Source organism: Sunxiuqinia dokdonensis (assembly GCF_001270965.1).
GTDB lineage: Bacteria > Bacteroidota > Bacteroidia > Bacteroidales > Prolixibacteraceae > Sunxiuqinia > Sunxiuqinia dokdonensis.
The window spans coordinates 55,205-73,859 of record NZ_LGIA01000149.1; the positions used below are offsets into that span (position 1 = coordinate 55,205).

At 46.4% G+C, this 18,655-nt stretch carries 14 protein-coding genes; 9 read left to right on the forward strand and 5 right to left on the reverse strand.

What is annotated here, in order from left to right; all coding sequences use genetic code 11:
- Positions 1–7: 7 nt before the first annotated feature.
- The 4 genes from NC99_RS09780 (at position 8) to NC99_RS09795 (ending at position 5,271) form a co-directional block, all read left to right on the forward strand.
- Entirely contained in the window at positions 8–1,768 is a 1,761-nt protein-coding gene (locus NC99_RS09780; protein WP_053183024.1) for a RagB/SusD family nutrient uptake outer membrane protein, read from the forward strand.
- 16 nt (positions 1,769–1,784) lie between these two features.
- Positions 1,785–2,651, forward strand: a complete 867-nt coding sequence (locus tag NC99_RS09785) for an endonuclease/exonuclease/phosphatase family protein (RefSeq protein WP_053183027.1) — start codon at positions 1,785–1,787, stop codon at positions 2,649–2,651.
- A gap of 21 nt (positions 2,652–2,672) precedes the next feature.
- A complete protein-coding gene (locus NC99_RS09790) occupies positions 2,673–4,283 on the forward strand; it encodes a hypothetical protein (protein ID WP_053183031.1) in 1,611 nt (536 codons plus the stop codon).
- 145 nt (positions 4,284–4,428) lie between these two features.
- Positions 4,429–5,271 (forward strand): endonuclease/exonuclease/phosphatase family protein, encoded by an 843-nt coding sequence (locus NC99_RS09795; RefSeq protein ID WP_053183034.1) that lies wholly within the window; start codon positions 4,429–4,431, stop codon positions 5,269–5,271.
- 75 nt (positions 5,272–5,346) lie between these two features.
- Here NC99_RS09795 and mfd read toward each other — a convergent pair whose 3' ends face one another.
- Entirely contained in the window at positions 5,347–8,673 is a 3,327-nt protein-coding gene (mfd, locus tag NC99_RS09800) for a transcription-repair coupling factor (protein WP_204374958.1), read from the reverse strand.
- 133 nt (positions 8,674–8,806) lie between these two features.
- Positions 8,807–9,163 carry a DUF805 domain-containing protein gene (locus tag NC99_RS09805; RefSeq protein ID WP_262509307.1) on the reverse strand — a complete coding sequence of 119 codons (357 nt, stop codon included), beginning with the start codon at positions 9,161–9,163 and terminating at the stop codon, positions 8,807–8,809.
- A gap of 109 nt (positions 9,164–9,272) precedes the next feature.
- On the opposite strand from NC99_RS09805, the gene NC99_RS09810 reads away from it, so the two are divergent.
- Positions 9,273–10,082 carry a patatin-like phospholipase family protein gene (locus tag NC99_RS09810; protein ID WP_053183041.1) on the forward strand — a complete coding sequence of 270 codons (810 nt, stop codon included), beginning with the start codon at positions 9,273–9,275 and terminating at the stop codon, positions 10,080–10,082.
- An 83-nt stretch (positions 10,083–10,165) separates the two neighbouring features.
- Entirely contained in the window at positions 10,166–11,035 is an 870-nt protein-coding gene (locus NC99_RS09815; protein ID WP_053183044.1) for a Cbp1 family collagen-binding glycoprotein adhesin, read from the forward strand.
- Between the two features lie 113 nt (positions 11,036–11,148).
- Here NC99_RS09815 and NC99_RS09820 read toward each other — a convergent pair whose 3' ends face one another.
- The gene (locus NC99_RS09820; RefSeq protein WP_193391999.1) at positions 11,149–12,492 is read right to left on the reverse strand and encodes a dihydroorotase; all 1,344 of its coding nucleotides are present in this window, start codon (positions 12,490–12,492) and stop codon (positions 11,149–11,151) included.
- A 222-nt stretch (positions 12,493–12,714) separates the two neighbouring features.
- Positions 12,715–13,464 (reverse strand): polyprenol monophosphomannose synthase, encoded by a 750-nt coding sequence (locus NC99_RS09825; protein ID WP_053183051.1) that lies wholly within the window; start codon positions 13,462–13,464, stop codon positions 12,715–12,717.
- A gap of 143 nt (positions 13,465–13,607) precedes the next feature.
- Here NC99_RS09825 and NC99_RS09830 point away from each other — a divergent pair, with 143 nt between their 5' ends.
- From NC99_RS09830 to NC99_RS09840, 3 genes are all read left to right on the forward strand, one after another.
- Positions 13,608–14,075 (forward strand): GNAT family N-acetyltransferase, encoded by a 468-nt coding sequence (locus NC99_RS09830; protein ID WP_053183055.1) that lies wholly within the window; start codon positions 13,608–13,610, stop codon positions 14,073–14,075.
- Between the two features lie 483 nt (positions 14,076–14,558).
- Complete coding sequence (locus NC99_RS22760; protein WP_053183057.1) at positions 14,559–16,841, forward strand: NADP-dependent malic enzyme; 2,283 nt, start codon at positions 14,559–14,561, stop codon at positions 16,839–16,841.
- Between the two features lie 140 nt (positions 16,842–16,981).
- Positions 16,982–17,995 (forward strand): YeeE/YedE thiosulfate transporter family protein, encoded by a 1,014-nt coding sequence (locus NC99_RS09840; RefSeq protein WP_053183060.1) that lies wholly within the window; start codon positions 16,982–16,984, stop codon positions 17,993–17,995.
- A 25-nt stretch (positions 17,996–18,020) separates the two neighbouring features.
- Here NC99_RS09840 and NC99_RS09845 read toward each other — a convergent pair whose 3' ends face one another.
- A complete protein-coding gene (locus tag NC99_RS09845) occupies positions 18,021–18,578 on the reverse strand; it encodes a hypothetical protein (RefSeq protein ID WP_053183063.1) in 558 nt (185 codons plus the stop codon).
- Positions 18,579–18,655: the final 77 nt, after the last annotated feature.

The window sequence follows — 18,655 nt, forward strand, 5'->3', positions numbered from 1 at the left end:
TTGACCTATGAAAAATATTAATATAATCCTGCTTATTCTTGCTACTGTGCTTATCTGCAGTTGCAACGATGATTTTCTGGAGCGATTTCCCACCGACGAACTTTCTCCTCAGACAGCCTTTTCATCAGAAAATGATCTAAAAACGTACACCAACAGCTATTATTCGCTGTTTCAGGGAGGATCTGGAATTTATGGAGAAGCGGCCGACAACATTGTTAAAAGTTCGATTGGACGAGAAATCATGGGAACACGTTTGGTTCCTACCACCGATTCGAAATGGGGATGGAGCGGATTACGCAACATCAATTTTTTCCTGAATAATGAAAACGTGATCAATTTTCACGATCCTTCCGTAAGAGATCATTACGTTGGCTTATCACGATTCTTTCGCGCATTTTTCTACTTCGAAAAAGTACGTTACTACGGCGATGTCCCTTGGTACAGCACCGTTATTCAATCAAATGATGAGGAGCTGTTGAAAAAAGCGCGTGACCCACGAAGCCTGGTCATGGATTCGGTCTTAGCTGACATTGACTTTGCCATTGCCAACCTCGACGAAACAAAAAGCGTTGAGCGAGTAACCAAATGGACCGCTTTGGCGCTTAAGTCGCGGATTTGTCTTTACGAAGGAACTTTCAGAAAATACCATCCTGAATTTGGAGTTGCTGGTTCAGAGAAATTTCTGGCCGAAGCTGCCGAAGCTGCACTTGAATTGATGAATAATGGGCAATACACAATTTACAACAAAACTTCCGGCCCCTCCGGGAAACCTTATCAAGATGTTTTCGGACACCTCAAGGCAGACGATGTGAGTGAGGAAATTATTCTGACTCGTCGCTATGACGCTGACTTATCTTTAAAACACGGCGTTCAGTTCTATCTGACCTCACGCACCCAAGGAAAACCTGGCTTGGAGAAAAAACTGGTCAACAGCTACCTAATGAGCGACGGAAGTCGATTTACAGATATTGCTGGTTACGATACTTTGCAATTTTTTGATGAAATCCAGAACCGGGATCCTCGCTTGGCGCAAACCATTGTTACACCGGGATTTAAAAGACTTGGCTCTGATCAGTTGGTGTCACCAAACTATGAGAACACGACAACCGGATACCAGCCCATTAAATACCTCAACGATCCCAGTATGGATCTTAGTGGTCAGTCAGCTCAAGATCTCCCGCTATTTCGATATGCCGAAGTGTTACTCAATTATGCTGAAGCAAAAGCGGAACTAGGCAGCCTTACCCAAGCCGATTTAGACATGTCAATCAATCAATTAAGAGATCGCGTAAGTATGCCCCACTTGGTTCTGGCCGATGCCAATGCAAATCCAGATCCCTATCAGGCCGACCTATATAAAAACCTGACAGGAGCCAATCAAGGTGTCATCCTTGAAATCAGGCGCGAAAGACGCATTGAATTAGTCATGGAGCTGGATTTTCGTTGGGATGATATTATGCGCTGGAAAGAGGGGCACCTAATTGCAACACCTTTCGAAGGTGTCTATTTCCCGGGTGTTGGCGAATACGACGTAGATAATGATGGTAAAGTTGATGTTGAAATTTATTCGGGAGAAAAACCTCCATCAACTGGCGCTTATCTCATTCCGGTATCTGACTTATCTGGTGAAAACAAGGGTAACTTGCTTCCCAACAAAGGCGTGAACAAAGTTTTCGACGAGTCGAAAGACTATTTATGGCCTCTTCCAATCGAGGACCTAACCTTAAACCCAAATCTGACACAAAACCCCGGCTGGGGGCAACCCTAGTCTAAATCAAAACACCATGCGAAGTCTGCTGACAAATATTCTGATCATTTTCCTTTTCATCTCGTGTAACGAATCGCCTTCAATACCTGATAGCGCCGAAGACAGGACCCAGGAAGATGAAAATACATACGGATTGGACAACGATAGTAAATCCAAACTTTCCGAAATCAAAGTGATGACTTACAACATTCATGCTGGAAATCCCCCGTCGAAACCGGGAATATGCGACCTGAATGCTGTTGCCGAAGCGATTGTTCAAGCCAATCCCGACATCGTTTTGCTTCAGGAAGTAGACAAAAATACCGGAAGAAATGACTTCCGTGGTGACCAAAGTAAAGAACTGGGTAAACTAACTCAAATGAACTACCAGTTCTTTTCTGCCAGAATCTATTTAAGTGGCTACTATGGTGTCGCTATCTTGAGTAAGTATCCCTTGCTCAATGCAAAAAAACACCTATTGGCTAAAGAACCTGCACTGGAACAAAGAGTATTGGGAACAGCAATAGTCGATTTGCCTGGTATTGATTCGATTATGGTCGCTTGCACGCATCTTCAACACAACGATGCGAACAACCGACTTAATCAAATCCAAGATGTTGTTCAACTCCTCTCACCATCGCAAGTTCCGGTTATCATCGGAGGCGACTTCAATGAACAACCAAGTGCTGATCAGTTTTTCTCGGTTTTCGACGAGAATTTTACTCGTTCCTGTATAGGCAACGACTGCCCGAAAACTTTCAGCACAACCAATCCATACGCAACAATTGATTACCTGGCCTTCAAACCGGAGGCTGCTTTTGAAACGACCAGACATGAAATATGGTACGAAAACTACGCTTCGGATCATTTTCCTGTGATGGCAACTTTTAAAATTAAAAGATAATACAACTTAATTTGATAATTTATGAAAACAACTAGTATAATCGCGTTCTTCTTTGCACTAAGCCTTGGATTTACCAGCTGCGAAGATGACGACATGCGTCCGGCAAATGGACCTGACATACAGATTTCAGACGAAAACCTGTCTTTTGATGGGCTAAATGTCGGCGAAACCATCACCATTCCCGTTCAAGTAAATTCCGACAATGGCGTAAAACGAATTTCTTACTTCTTTGTGATGAGCTCGGACAACGGAACTGAAACCAGCGAAGCCATCCATTTCGACGATTCAGCCACACCGGTATCCATACAAAAGGATCTTCAATTTGAAGCCATTCCAAACATGCTTGAAATGGTCATCGTGGCTTTCGACAGTCGAAATGTCAGTTCTGAAATTCACATCTCCTTCGACAATATTCGCTCGCTGCCACAAATGTCATTTACTGACAATGTTGATTATCGGGAAACTGTTTTTGAGAATAAAATGATTTCGGTAACTGGGACAGTGACTTCGGAACACGACATCGCTGCTTTGAGTTATAAAACCGTGGTGAACGGCGAAAACAGTTCGGAAATGAATATTCCTTTTTCCAATGCCACCAACATTGCTTTCTCTGCAGATGTTAGAGTAATTAAAGGGCTGGAGGCCATCATCATCGAGGCTACCAACATTTACGAGGGAATGGTTGTTGATACCTTCCGAATTGGATCCATCGTTGACGATGCTGTGGCCATTACCATGCAAAACGGAATAACCGAAATCGACAGGTTATATGCTGAAAAGACAAACACATTTAACGGCATGATCGCGTCAGGATCTGACGTAGCCTCTTTCAGCTATGCAATCAAGCAAGATGGTGCCTACGGCGACGAGATTGCTATTCCACTTGGCACTCCGCTCGATGAGTTTGGTTTCTCCATCACTATTGAAGGTGCTGAAAGTATGCAAGCCATCCGATTGAGCGGTGAGAACCTGAATGGCAACACCCTGGTGCTTGAACTGCCAATTGAAAGGGTACTTCTACCGCTGGTTTATAAACAGGACGTTGTTCTTACAACTGAAATCGGTGCCGGTAAGCCAAACTGGTTTGCAGCCTACCTCGAACCTCATGTTTTCGATCAGGAAACAGCACGAACCAACCAAGAAATGATGGATTTTGTGTTTACTGTTCATGGTACCGCCCTTCGTTTTCATTCCGCAGCTGTTTACGAAGCAAGTTCATACCTTCCAACAGTTGCTCCTTACATGGAAGGATTCACTCAGGCCACCTATTCCGTGGTCACCAGTAATCGGAGTAGCGTCACAACGGAATCACTGGCTGCGTTGGAGTACGATGAAGATCTGGAAAAATTTATTCTTGAAAAAATCATGGCTCCTACCTCGGAAGGCGGCGAGAATTACAATGTAGCGGGTACCAACCGCAGAACCAGTGGTAACCTCGAGGCTAACCGGGGCTTGGTTGTCGGATGGGGAAGCTATCAGGATGGTACCGCTCAAAATGAGCAATTTGCTATCATATTTGTAAAAGAAGTAAGCTTGATTGATGGCATCGGACATGTTAAGTTCGACATCAAATATCCGAGCCCTGATTACCGAAGCCAGTACAATCCCGTTTCAATTATACCTTACCCATAATAAAAAGAGCGAGCACCGGAGCATTCATTTTGGATACTCCGATGCTCCTGCTTTTATTGCAAAACAGTCAATTTTTTAATTGCCGTAAGTTGTAGTTCAAATGACCAAATCATTCAATATAAAACAATAACAAACGACATAAACAATGAAAATTCCATACATCTCGCTAGTTTCGGCTGTTATACTTTCCATCGGAATTTCCTCCTGTGGGCAAAATAAAGCGTCTCAGCAATCAGCATCCAACAAAACGGAACCAACAGCTGAAACCATCCGTGTACTGACCTACAACATTCACCACGCCAATCCGCCAGAAAAAGAAGGAACGATTGATTTGAAATCTATTGCAGAAGTAATTCGCGAGTCAAAAGCTGACTTGGTGGCCATACAAGAACTAGATAGCGTCACTGAACGCAGCCAGCGAAATTTTCAACTCAAAAGTCTGGCCGACGAATTGGATATGAACTTTCACTTTTTCAGTGCTATTCCCTTTCAGGGAGGAGCCTACGGTGTGGGTATTCTATCTCGCTTTCCGATAAGTGAACCTCAAAAAATTGCGTTGCCCGAAGCGACAGATAAGAATGCCGAAGACCGCATTTTGGGAATTCTTAAGATCAAGCTGCCAAGCGAAAAAAACATCTATTTTGGCACCACGCATTGGGATGTTTCTCACCAAGAAAACAGAGAGCTGCAGGCAAAGGCGACCAATGAAGCAGTGCGTCAACTTGATGGTCCGATAATTATTGGTGGCGATTTTAATGCAAAGACCGATTCAAAGCCGATGAACTTATTAAGGCAGGTATTTACCGATGCCAGCAAGGAGTTTGCACCAACGATCCCAACCGAAAATCCTAATCGGAGAATTGATCATATTCTATATCACCCGGGCAACCTGTTTAAACTGCAGGATGAAGAAGTGATGATGACGCCACTTTCACAAGTCGCATCAGATCATTTGCCCTTTTGGGTTGATCTGGTTGTCCTCGACTAAAACTAAAAACCGCCAGTTTCTGACTTATCGCAATCAAAAGCTGGCGGTTCCTTTATAAATCAATGAATGTAACAATCAATCACCTGAGCCAACCTCATTCAGAATATGACCTGCTGTCTCTACATTGGGAACAAATGAAAACGTCAGGCTGAGTTTATCCTTCTTTTCCTTCATCCGGCACTTGTCCGGATTTTGCTGTAAATAGTGAAGAACCTTGGTAAAAGTGGCACTTTGGTAAAAAGGCGATTGCTGGTCGGCCACGAAAAAGCAAATCATTTTTTTGTCATTCAGGATGATTCGCTCAATGCCCAATTCGATCGCTGTCCACCGCAGCCGAACCACCTCGAGCAGTTCCTTGCTGGCTTGGGGTAGCTTTCCAAACCGGTCAATCAACTCGAGTTCAAACTGCTGCAAAGCCGCTTCGTCTTCCAGATTGTCGAGTTGGCGGTAAAGCAGCATCCGCTCCGAAATACTTTGAATGTAGGTGTCCGGGAACAACAACTCCATGTCGGTATCAATTTGACAATCGTTGACAAATTGGGTTTGCAGAAATGCTTTTCCAGCGGCTTCCTGCTCTTCCCGAAACAGCTCCTTGTATTCGCCCTGTTTCAGTTCCTGCATGGCTTCATTCAGAATCCGATGATAGGTTTCGTAACCGATATCGGCAATAAAACCACTTTGTTCGGCCCCCAGCAAGTTGCCGGCCCCGCGTATATCCAAATCGCGCATGGCAATGTTGAACCCGCTGCCCAGCTCCGCAAACTCCTCAATGGCACGCAAGCGCTGCCGCGCTTCCGCCGTCAGACTGGCCAATGGTGGCGCTATCAAATAACAAAAGGCCTTTTTGTTCGACCTGCCCACGCGTCCGCGCAGCTGGTGCAAATCACTCAGTCCAAAATTTTGCGCATTGTTGATAATGATGGTATTGGCATTCGGAATATCCAGTCCCGACTCAATAATGGTGGTTGCTATCAACACATCGTGTTCACCATTAATAAAGTCGAGCATGATTTTTTCAAGCTTTGGCCCATCCATCTGTCCGTGACCAACAACAGTCTTCACACCCGGAACGATTCGTTTGATCGCCGCCTCCACTTCATGAATATTCTGCACCCGGTTGTGAATAAAGAAAACCTGTCCGTTTCGGGCAACTTCGTAATTGATGGCCTCACGGATCATATCCTCGTTAAAACCATGCAGCTCAGTAATGATGGGATAGCGATTGGGTGGTGGGGTTTGAATAATCGACAAATCGCGGGCACCCATCAGCGAAAACTGCAAGGTTCGCGGAATGGGTGTGGCCGTCAGCGTCATGGTATCGACATTCACCTTAAACTGCTTCAGTTTTTCCTTCACCGAAACACCAAATTTCTGCTCTTCATCCACAATGAGCAAACCCAAATCTTTAAACTTGACATCCTTGCCAACCAAGCGGTGGGTGCCAATCAGAATATCGATGGTGCCTGCTTCCGCTTCCTTCAGTATCTTTTTCACCTCGCCGGCAGGCCGCAAACGGCTGATGTACTCAATCCGTACCGGAAAATCTTTGAGCCGCTCCGAAAACGTTTTATAGTGCTGAAGCGCCAAGATGGTGGTGGGTACCAAAACAGCCACTTGCTTGCTGTCGGCCACGGCTTTGAAAGCACCGCGGATGGCAATCTCCGTTTTTCCAAAACCGACATCGCCACAAACCAGGCGGTCCATTGGCATTTCGCGCTCCATGTCTTCTTTCACAGCTTGTGTGGCGGTCACCTGGTCGGGTGTATCTTCATAAATAAATGAGGCTTCAAGCTCGGTTTGCAGGTAAGAATCGGGCGAAAAAGCAAAGCCGCGTTCTTTTTTGCGCTCGGCATAAAGCGCAATCAAATCTTTGGCAATATCCTTCACCTTTTTCTTGGTGCGCTCTTTCATCTTCTGCCAGGCACCCGTTCCCAGCTTGTTTATCTTGGGCTCAACGCCCTCTTTGCCTTTGTATTTCGAAATGCGATGCAGCGACTGGATGCTCACAAACAACACGTCACTATCGCGGTAAACCAAGCGAACCGCCTCCTGCATTTTTCCGTTGACCTCGGTTTTCACCAGCCCCGCAAATTTCCCAATCCCGTGATCAATATGCACCACATAATCACCCTGGTGCAACTTGTTTAGCTCCTTTAGTGTGATGCTTTCCTTTTGGGGTTTTCGGGTTTTCAGTTGAAAGCGGTGGTAACGCTCAAAAATCTGGTGGTCGGTGTAACAACAAAGCTGAAGCGTATGATCAATAAATCCTTCGTGTAAGGTGAAATTCAAATCCGTAAATTCCACGGCCAGATTTTGATCCTTAAAAATGGCATGCAGCCGCTCAATCTGCTTTTGGTTCGATGATAAAATAAAATTGGTATAACCCTTGGCCGAATTTTCCTGTAGATTTTTTGCCAGCAACTCAAAATTTTTGTTGAAAACCGGTTGGGCCGAAGTGGTAAATTCGAAGCGCTTCTCAGTTTGAAAATAATTGCTGCTTCCTGACTCCAGGCAGGTGAACGGACGCATCGCGTTTAAAAAATCGGCTCCCGAAATCAGTCGATTGAGCATATCTTCAGTCAGTGTCTCATCGCTGACCGCTTGCTGGTAAATGCGGTCAATCATATCGGAAACCAGGGCAACATCCCGAATATAAATACTGCTTTGGGGAGATAGAAAATTCAGAAAATTGTCGCGCGCCTCCTCTGCCAGGCCTTCCTGAATGTTAGGGATAATGACAACCTTTTCGAGCTGAACTTTCGAGATCTGTGTTTCGATATCGAAACTACGAATGCTGTCGACCACATCGCCAAAAAAGTCGAGCCGGTAAGGGTCTTCATGCGAAAAAGAATAAATATCGACCAGGCTTCCGCGAATGGAATATTGTCCCGGTTCCACCACAAAGTCAACCCGCTCAAAACCGTATTCAAACAACACGTCATTCAAAAACTGAATCGACAACTTGTCGTTTTTATGCACCGGAAAGCTGTTCGACTCCAGCCCCTGGCCCGAAATGACCTTTTCAACCAAGGCTTCGGGGTAGGTAACAATGCTGATCTGCTTGTTTTCATGAAGCTGATTCAACACTTCGGTCCGAAGAATGATGTTTTCCTGTTCAACCGCGTCGAACTGGCCAGCCCTTTTGTACGATCCCGGAAAAAAAAACATGGACGAAGCGGTTTTCAGGTTCACCAAATCATCATAAAAGTAGGCCGCTTCTTCCTTGTCGTTTAAAACAAATACCAGCGGCTGATTATGCTTTTCAGCCAATAGAGAAGCCAACACCGTTTGAGACGAACCAACAAGCCCCGAAAGGTGAATCTTTTCACCCGGGGTATTCATGTCTTTAAGCAAGGGTTGAATAACCGCTTGCTTTTCAAATACCTTTTTAAAATTTTGCAATTCCAAACTTCTGAAAAATTTCGCGTAAAGATAGGGATTAGTTTGAGTCTAAAGGAAGATTCGGCTGTTTACAAAGCCAAAAAAAAGTCGCAAAACACTTGCGACTTTCTCCAACAAAAAAATCACATGTTTTTTATGCGACGCCTAATTTCGGGTTTGCTCCGTATTGATTCTCTCCATCTGTTCCTTCCTGCACGAGAAACACGATCAGCACAATCGCTCCAATCAGAGGAATGAATGCCAATAGCAACCACCAGCCACTTCGGTTGGTATCGTGTAATCGTCTAACCCCAACAGCCAACCCGGGGATGAGTACTCCCAGGCCGTAGATCACCGAAAGTACACCGGTACCAAAAATACCGAGGTCAATTAAATTCAACACAACGGCAACAATAAAATTTGCCAAAACAAAATACCAGTACTCACTGCGTCGGGCACGTCCCGAAAATTCTGCGTACTTTTTTAGTACGCTTAGATACCACTCGATCATAAATTAAAGTTTAAGTTTGAAAAAGAATTCAGTATTTGAAACGTTTTATTGAACTTTTGTTTCGTCACCCAAATTACACATATTGAAAGAAAAAGAAAAATAAATTTATATGAAACTAACAATTGGTTTAGCATTGAGTGGCGGCGGAGCCCGGGGCATTGCGCACATTGGCGTTTTGGCAGCGCTGGAGAAATATGGCATTTACCCCGAAATCATTTCAGGAACCAGCATTGGTGCGTTGGTTGGGGTGTTGTATGCTTCAGGCTACCAGCCCGAAGCCATTCTCAAGCTGATTAAAGCCAGTAAACTGCACAAGGTCATCAGCCTGAGTCGCCCCACGCGTGGCCTGCTCGATCTGGCTAAAATTGAAAAACTCCTGCGCAGTCATATTCCCGAAGATGATTTTTCGGCCTTGAAGAAACGGTTCTACTGTGCCGTCACCAATTTAAACACCGGTAAATCGGAACTGATTTCGAGTGGAAAACTGATTGATTACGTGCTGGCTTCCGCATCGATTCCCATTGTTTTTGAACCACGTATTATTGATGGCCAATCCTATGTTGACGGCGGAATACTGAATAACCTGCCAATCGAACCGCTGCTTGACCAAGCATCGGTAATTATCGGAGTACATGTGAACCACAATGAAGAGTTGAAGGAGATTTCAGGCATTAAAGCCATTGCCGAACGCAGCTTCCGACTGGCCATCTCGAAAGATGTGGACGATAAATTTGCCCGCTGCAACCTGGTCATCGACCCGCCCGCCATGCAGCGATTCAGCGTGTTTGACTTTTCGAAAGCCGACGAAATTTATGACATTGGTTTCACGGAAACAGAAAACCGAATCCTGCAATTTTCAAATTTAATTGACCTGGAACAGTTGATTGCAGAAAAGAAAAAACGCCAACAAGAAAAATAATTGTCCGAGCAAAGCCGTATTATAAAAAGGATATGATGAAAATGAACATGAAACGCTTTAACTTTGAGTAAAATAATCTGACCATGAAAAAACTACTATTTATTTTAGCCACGGTACTTGTCGTTTCCTGTCAGCAGAAAAAACTCGACCGGATGCAGGAAGTACAAGATAGTTTGCAGCAAGTAGCAACCACGAAAGATTCGGCCATCACCGATTTTCTTGGCACGATGAATCAAATCCAGGCCAACCTCGATTCGATCAAAAAACTGGAGGAGATCGTCGATATCGAATCGCAAAGCAATTCAGAACCACAATCAACCACTCGCCAAAAAGTTCTTCGCGACATTGCCATGATCAACGAATTGCTTAAGATAAACCGCGAACTGATCGCGTCGCAGCAAAAGAAAATGGATTTCTCTTCGCACAAGATGAAAGAAATGCAGCAAATGCTGAACATGATGAGCACCCAAATGGAAACCAAGGATGCTGAAATTGTGGCGTTACAGGAGGAGCTTCAACGGCTGCAACTCAACATTACCGATTTGAACCAGGATTTGATGGCTGCTCAGGAACGAACCGCGGAGCAAGCCCGCTTGCTGGAAGAAAAAACGACCACCATTGATCAGCAAACTTCGGCCATGAACACAGCCTACTACGTTTTTGGAACCGCCAAAGAGTTGGTTGAAAATGGAATTGTTGAAAAAGAAGGTGGCTTTTTGGGCATCGGGCGTAGCCTGAGATTCCGCAAAGATTTTAACCCCGACCTGTTTACAAAAGTCGATATTCGTACGGTGGACGAAATTAACCTGAACTCGAAAAAAGCCAAGGTGGTCACCACCCATCCGGCCGACAGCTACGAACTGATTGGCGACGAATTGGTTGAAAAGCTGGTGATTACCAATCCTGACCGGTTTTGGGAAACCAACCGATATTTGGTGATTGTGGTGAATTAACACATGGCAAAAGAAACTATTTTCAACTCAGGAAATACCGATTAAACACGAAGCCACAAAGAATAAAAATCTTTGTGGCTTCGTGTTTATTTTTTTGAATAAGGCCTCCTATTCTAAACCAAAAATTCCAAACGTTTTCCCCGCACTTCTGCCTTAATTTGGCCGCGGTCATAGGCCAGTTGTCCATTGACAAAAGTTTTAGACACCTGGTGGCTGAACTCGGTTCCTTCAAACGGTGACCAGCCACACTTATAAAAAATATTCTCCGGGCAAACCGTCCATTTTTTGTTGGGATTGACCAGCACCAAGTCGGCGTAGTAGCCTTCGCGAATGTAGCCGCGCCGGTCGATTCGGAACAGGTCAGCCGGGGCGTGGCACATCTTTTCAACCAACTTTTCAGTGGTCAGCTTTCCTTGCCTGACAAACTCTAGCATGGCCGTCAGCGAGTGCTGGACCAGTGGTCCGCCGGAAGGTGCCTGGAAATAGGAATGTGACTTTTCATCCAGCGTGTGAGGTGCATGATCGGTGGCAATCACATCAATTTTGTCGGCCAGCAAAGCCTCCCAAAGGGCCGCCCTGTCGCCAGCCGACTTCACGGCCGGATTCCACTTGATGCGTGTGCCATAATCGATGTAGTCCTTTTCTTCAAACCAAAGATGATGCACACACACCTCGGCGGTCACCTTTTTGTCTTTTACCGGCCCGGCATCAAAAAGCTCCATTTCTCGGGCTGTTGAAATGTGAAGCACGTGCAGGCGGGTGTCATATTTCCGGGCGAGCGCCACTGCTTTTGACGATGATTTATAGCAAGCCTCGGCGCTCCGAATGCGGGGATGGCGTGAAATGGGAACGATCTCGCCGTACTTCTGACGATAAATCTCGGTATTCTGCCGGATGATTTCTTCATCTTCGCAATGTGTGGCTACCAAAGTGGGCGCCTGCCGGAAAATTTCTGACAAAGTTTCTTCATCATCCACCAGCATATTGCCGGTTGACGAGCCCATGAAAATTTTAATGCCGCATACCCGCGAAGGATCAGTTTTCAGCACTTCATCCAGGTTGTCGTTGGTCGCTCCCATAAAAAACGAATAGTTCACCGCCGACACCTCAGCAGCACGGGCATATTTCTTTTCCAACTCAACTTGCGTGGTAGCCTGCGGTTTGGTATTGGGCATTTCCATGTACGAAGTCACCCCACCAGCCAAGGCTGCCCGCGATTCGGTGGCAATTTCGCCTTTATGGGTCAGGCCGGGCTCCCGAAAATGAACCTGATCGTCAATCACGCCGGGAATAAGCAATTTTCCACTGCCGTCGATTACGGTAGCTTGCTTTAACAGTGATTCTGGAACCACTTCTTCCTTGAAAATTCGTTTGATAAACTCGCCTTCAATCAGCACACTTCCCTGAAACTGAATGCCCTCGTTGATGATGGTGGCATTATGGATGAGCGTTTTCATGATACTTAGGTTTTGGTATTGTCTAATTTGCTACACTAATCAACAGTTGCTCGCGCTTCGTTGCCTTCCTGTTATCAACCCAGTCCTGAACGGATTGTTGCAAGTCTGCGACTTTAAATTACGAAACAAAAACAGAAAAGGCTACATGCACCAAGCCTTTAAACAGGGCCTTCTTAAAACCCTCCGTCCGCCAGTTGCGCCAGGCAAACATGCGGCAAACACTTACGACTGGCTACTGGGAGAATAAGCCGGATATTTTTTAAACCAGCTGCGGATCTTCATTTTCAGAATCCCCCACAGCGCCTCGTTAAAAATACCACCGCTCATTTTTGAGGTACCTTCTTGCCGTTCCGTAAAAATAATGGGCACTTCCACCAGTTTAAACCCGTGTTTCCAGGCTGTAAATTTCATTTCAATCTGAAACCCGTAGCCTTTCAACCGAATATCATCCAGATCAATGGTTTCCAGGACTTTCCGTGCGTAACACTTAAAACCGGCCGTGGTGTCCATGATTTTCATGCGGGTAACCAGCCGCACATAAACCGAAGCGAAATACGACATCAGCACCCGCCCCAACGGCCAATTGATCACGTTGATTCCTGTGATATAGCGCGACCCAATGGCCATGTCGGCACCACCCTCGGTACAAGCCCGATACAGATTTTCAAGGTCCTTGGGCGGATGCGAAAAGTCACAATCCATTTCAAAAATGAAATCGTAGCCACGTTCCAAAGCCCATTTAAAACCGGTCAGGTAAGCCGTTCCCAACCCCAGTTTGCCTTGCCGCTCAATCATGTGCAAGCGCTCGGGGTATTCGGCTTGGAGGCGTTTGACAATTCCCGCCGTTCCGTCGGGCGAGCCATCTTCAATAATCAAAATCTGAAAAGGCGTTTGAAGCGAAAACACCGTGCGGATCATTTCCTCAACATTCTCCTTTTCATTATAGGTTGGTATAATGACCAGGTTATTCATCTATTCCATCAAGATTAGTTGTTGCAGCGAAAATAGCGATTTTAAGCCAGTCTCTGTTCCTATTTTTTCAGAATGGAGAATTTTAACCTTTCAGAACCCCAATTTCAATTCGGGCATTTTCCTTATTTTAGCCGAAAAAAAAAATGACTTACACATTTGTTCCAATTGATTTGTCCGACGCCGTGCACCAACGTGAGTTACTCCGTTTACTGGATATTTACATGCAGGATGAAATGGGCAACGGCGCCCCCATGCCGACAGAACTCGCGCCAGAAATTCTGCAAGGGTTGCAAAATTACCCGGGCTACCTGGGCTTCTTCGCACTGGCCGATGGGCAGTTTGCCGCCCTGGCCAATTGCAACAAGAACTTTTCGACCTTTCAGGCCAAACCCTTGCTCAACATCCACGACTTTGTGGTTCATCCCAACTTTCGAGGCCAAGGTGTCGGCAAATTTCTGCTGGATGCCATTGCCGAATTTGTAAAAGAACAAGGCTTTTGTCGAATCAACCTCGAAGTGCGACACGACAACTTGAACGCCCAAAAGCTCTACCGAAAAGCTGGCTACGACGATTGCTACGAGCGCATGTATTTCTGGGAGAAGTTGCTCTAATCACAAACGCACGAATTTCGACTCCAAATCCAGAACCTCTCTCCGGGATTCGTGGCCCCTCGTTTGCCGGCCGGGTCTTTTATCGGCGAATTTCCTTCAGACAACAAAAAAAACTCCGATGGGCAATGCCCCATTTTAAAAATCGAACCAGCGGGGAGATTCCGAACCCGATTCAGCCATTTCAAGAGCAGAAATTGACACACCAGCCATTTCCCTCTCGGTTTTGTTCAGACCAAGTCCGTACTTTCTCCTAGGTTTCTCCTAGGTTTCTGTTAGCTCAGTAGTAAAAAGCTAGTTTAAACCTAACAGTAACAAAGTAAAAAAAAGGGCGGTGGTTCGAAGCAATAGTGCCCGTAAAATTGGCAAGCTCACCAGCTCCTGATGCCTGTTTTTGAGTGATCGAAAAACAACAACAGTGCGAAATTAACCTATTGATGCTCAACTATATTTTTCGTAATTTGATTAGATAAAAATCATCTGACCATGAAAAACTCAGTTTACGAAGATGCTCTTTGGTATCACCAAAAAGGCCGCCCCGGAAAAATCGAAGTGATTCCGACCAAACCCCACGACACGCAATACGATTTGTCGCTGGCCTACACGCCTGGTGTGGCCCAACCCTGCCACGAGATTGAGCAAAATCCTGAAGACGTTTACAAGTACACCTCCAAAGGCAACTTGGTGGCCGTGGTGTCGAACGGCACCGCTGTTCTGGGCTTGGGCGACATCGGGGCACTGGCCGGCAAACCCGTGATGGAAGGCAAAAGCATGCTCTTCAAAATTTTTGCCGATGTGGATGTATTTGATATTGAAGTGAATGAAAAAGACCCGCAAAAACTGATTGAAGTGGTGAAAGCCATTGCCCCAACCTTTGGCGGCATCAACCTCGAAGACATCAAGGCGCCCGAATGTTTCGAAATTGAAGAAAAGCTGAAAGAAGTACTCAACATTCCTGTTTTTCATGACGATCAGCATGGAACCGCCATTATCTCGGCGGCAGGCTTGCTCAACGCGCTGGAAATGAGCGGAAAAAAGATCGACGAAATCAAGGTGGTCATCAACGGCGCCGGAGCTGCCGCCATCTCCTGCGCCAAATTGTATATCAGTTTGGGCGTAAGAAAGGAGCATGTGGTCATGCTCGATAGCAAAGGCGTGCTCAATAAAAATCGCACCGATCTGAACGCTGCCAAACAGCAGTTTGTCACCTCAAAAAAACTCAACACCCTGAAAGAATCGCTGGCAGGCGCCGATGTTTTTTTAGGCTTGTCGGTTGGCAAAGTGGTGTCGGTTGAGATGATCCAATCGATGGCCAAAGATCCGATTGTTTTTGCGATGGCCAATCCCACGCCCGAAATCAGCTATGAAGAGGCCACCAGCGCCCGAAAAGATGTGATCATGGCCACAGGCCGGAGCGACTATCCCAATCAAATTAACAACGTGCTGGGCTTTCCGTTCATCTTTCGGGGCGCTTTGGATGTACGGGCCCGAACCATCAATGAGGAAATGAAAATTGCCGCTGTCAAGGCACTAGCCGATCTGGCCAAAAAGTATGTGCCGGAACTGGTCACCAAAGCTTACAACATGGAAAATATTGTGTTTGGCCGCGACTACATCATTCCCAAACCACTCGACCCGCGACTGATCACTACGGTTTCGCCAGCTGTAGCCCGCGCCGCCATGGACTCGGGTGTTGCCGGCAAGCCTATCACCGACTGGGAAGCCTACGAGCGGGAACTGGGTGCACGCTTAGGATTGGAGAACAAACTGGTGATGACCATCTGCAACAAAGCCAGAAAAGACCCCAAACGGGTGGTTTTTGGCGATGCCAACAACCTGAGAATGCTGAAAGCAGCACGCTTTGTGGTTGACCAGGGAATTGCCAAACCCATTCTGCTGGGCAGCCGGAAATCCATTGAGCAAATTTTATCTGACAATAAACTCGAACTGTCCGATGTCCCCATCATTGATATCTTCAGGGATATTTCAGACAAGCGACGACACGAACTGGCCCAGGTGCTTTACGAAAAGAGAAAACGCAAAGGCATGAGCTTCGAAGAGGCGCTGGAGAAAATGTACAACAACGACTATTTTGGCTGTATCATGGTCGAAACCGGTGAAGCAGATGCCTTTATCTCGGGCTTTTCGCGAAAATATGCCGACACGATCCGACCGGCCCTGCACGTGATTGGAACCAAGGAAGATTTTAATCACATTGCCGGCATGTACATCCTGCTCACGCAAAAAGGCCCCCTCTTTCTGGCCGATACGACCGTCAATTCCGATCCGGCACCACAAGTCATTGCCGACACCACCGTGCTGGTGGCCAACGAAGTGAGGCGGTTTAAAATTGAACCGCGAATTGCCATCCTGAGTTACTCCAACTTTGGCGCGTTTAAAGGAAAAGGCAGCCCGGTGCGGGCCAGCGAAGCGGTGAAAATCCTGCATCGTGATTATCCCAACTTGCTGGTTGATGGCGAAATGCAAGCCAACTACGCCTTAAACGGGGCCCTGCGAAACCGCAAGTTTCCTTTTACCAAACTAGGTGATCAGGATGCCAACGTATTGATTTGTCCCAACCTGAGCTCAGGCAACATTCTGTACAAAGTGTTGCAGGAACTGGGCACGGCAAAAGCCATTGGCCCCATTTTGCTGGGCATGAAAAAGTCGGTTCACGTGTTGCAAATGGAAAGCTCGGTTCGTGAAATTGTAAACCTGGTGGCCATCGCCGTGGTGGATGCCCAGGAAGCAGATGAAACGACAAACTGATTGGGCAGCTCAGTTCTCAATATTGCCCTGAAGCCGAAAAATAATCTGCTTCAGGGCTTTTTTTGTGTGACATAAATCACCTACTCACGGGCTGAAAAATTCTATCTTGCCCACCCTTAAATCAAATCAATTTTTTCATCATGACCATCCTGATTCTCATTCTGGGATTTCTTTTTGGCGCCGCGCTGCAATACGCCAGCCTCAATCGATATAACGTGATCAGTGGCATGGCCACGCTCGAAAATTTAACCGTTGCCAAAGCCATTGCGATGGCCATCGGGGTCGGTGTCATTTTGATCAATCTTGAAATTGGCCTTGGACTGGCCGCCTACCATGTGAAGCCATTTTTGCTCGGCGGGATCGTGCTGGGCGGATTAATCTTTGGAACAGGCATGGCCATTTTGGGTTATTGCCCTGGCACGCTGGCGATTTCGTTGGGCGAAGGATCGCTCGACGCCTTGACAGGGATCATCGGTGGTTTGCTTGGCGGATTGGTTTACACCTTGATGGTACCTTCCATCGAACCAATTTTAGGGCCCAACATGGGATCCATCTCTTTGTTCTCCCTGGCGGGCCACCAACCCGTCCTCTTTTACGTACTGCTTTTTACTGTGGGAGCCGCCTTTATTGGTGCTGCCTTTGGCGTTCACAAACTGGAGAAGACAACAGACAAAAGATGGATCGTGGCAGGTATTGCCTTGGCGGTGCTGAATGCCATCGTATTTTCAGGAATGACTTTCAACCGGCCAATCGGAGCATCAACCACCTACCCCTACCTGGCCGACCTGTTAACCAGAAGCACGGCCAATGCTTATTTCGAAAAAATACAAGGTTCGGGAAGCTGGGAGTTGATTTTTCTGGCCGGTGCCGTCCTGTCCGGCCTTGTTCTTTCGCTGCTGCGGAAAGATTTCAAACTCACCTTGATTCATGAAAACTGGAAAAAGCACAAAGGCACTTCTGCACCCAAACGAATCATATGGGCATTTGCCGGTGGTTTTGTGATGATTTTTGGAGCCCGCATGGCGGGTGGCTGCACAAGCGGCCATGTGGTTTCGGGCGGCATGCAACTGGCTGTCAGCAGCCTGGTTTTTGCAGTGTTCGTTTTCGCCGGACTGCTGGTAACCGGAAAGCTTTTCTACAAAATGAAAAGGTAAGCGAACCGGATTCAGCCCCTTCGTTTCAAACCAAAAGGTAATAGGCGAACGGAGCCGACTTGCTAATTTCGGCCCAGGCAAAAGGCTGGACCATTTGCTCATGCCCAATATAAAAAGGTTTGCTGAAAACCGGAAAAGCTTGCGCGTTCTTGCGCCCAGCCAACCATTGATGCAAATGTTTGGTCAGTCGCGACGTTTCCTGCTGATATTGGTACCAGCTCTTCAAACGGAGTTCAAAGCCATCCGGCCGCCTTTCGAAATTCAACACAGAAGAGCCAAGCGAATATTTCCACTTGGGATCAGTAAGCGCCACTTGCGACAGCCGGATGCTCCCCTTTTGCTTCTGCCCGGTTTCATCGCGGATCAGGGCCAACAACTGCGGATTGTCACGGATCAGTTCGGCACCGTCAATCCAAAAAGCCGAACCATTTCCATTGAAATAATGCCGTAAAAATTGACGCGGCAAAGCGAAACAGCTCACATAGCACATCGCCATCAACTGAATAATCCTGTACCGGAACGAATCTTGCCGAAGCGCCGGCACCAAGTATTTCCATACGAAAAGATCAATTTTTCTTCTCATGCCTTTTCTTTTTTGGTAAGAGGTTCATGCTATAATAGTCCCAATTCAACTGAAGACCGAAGCAAGCAACCACTAAA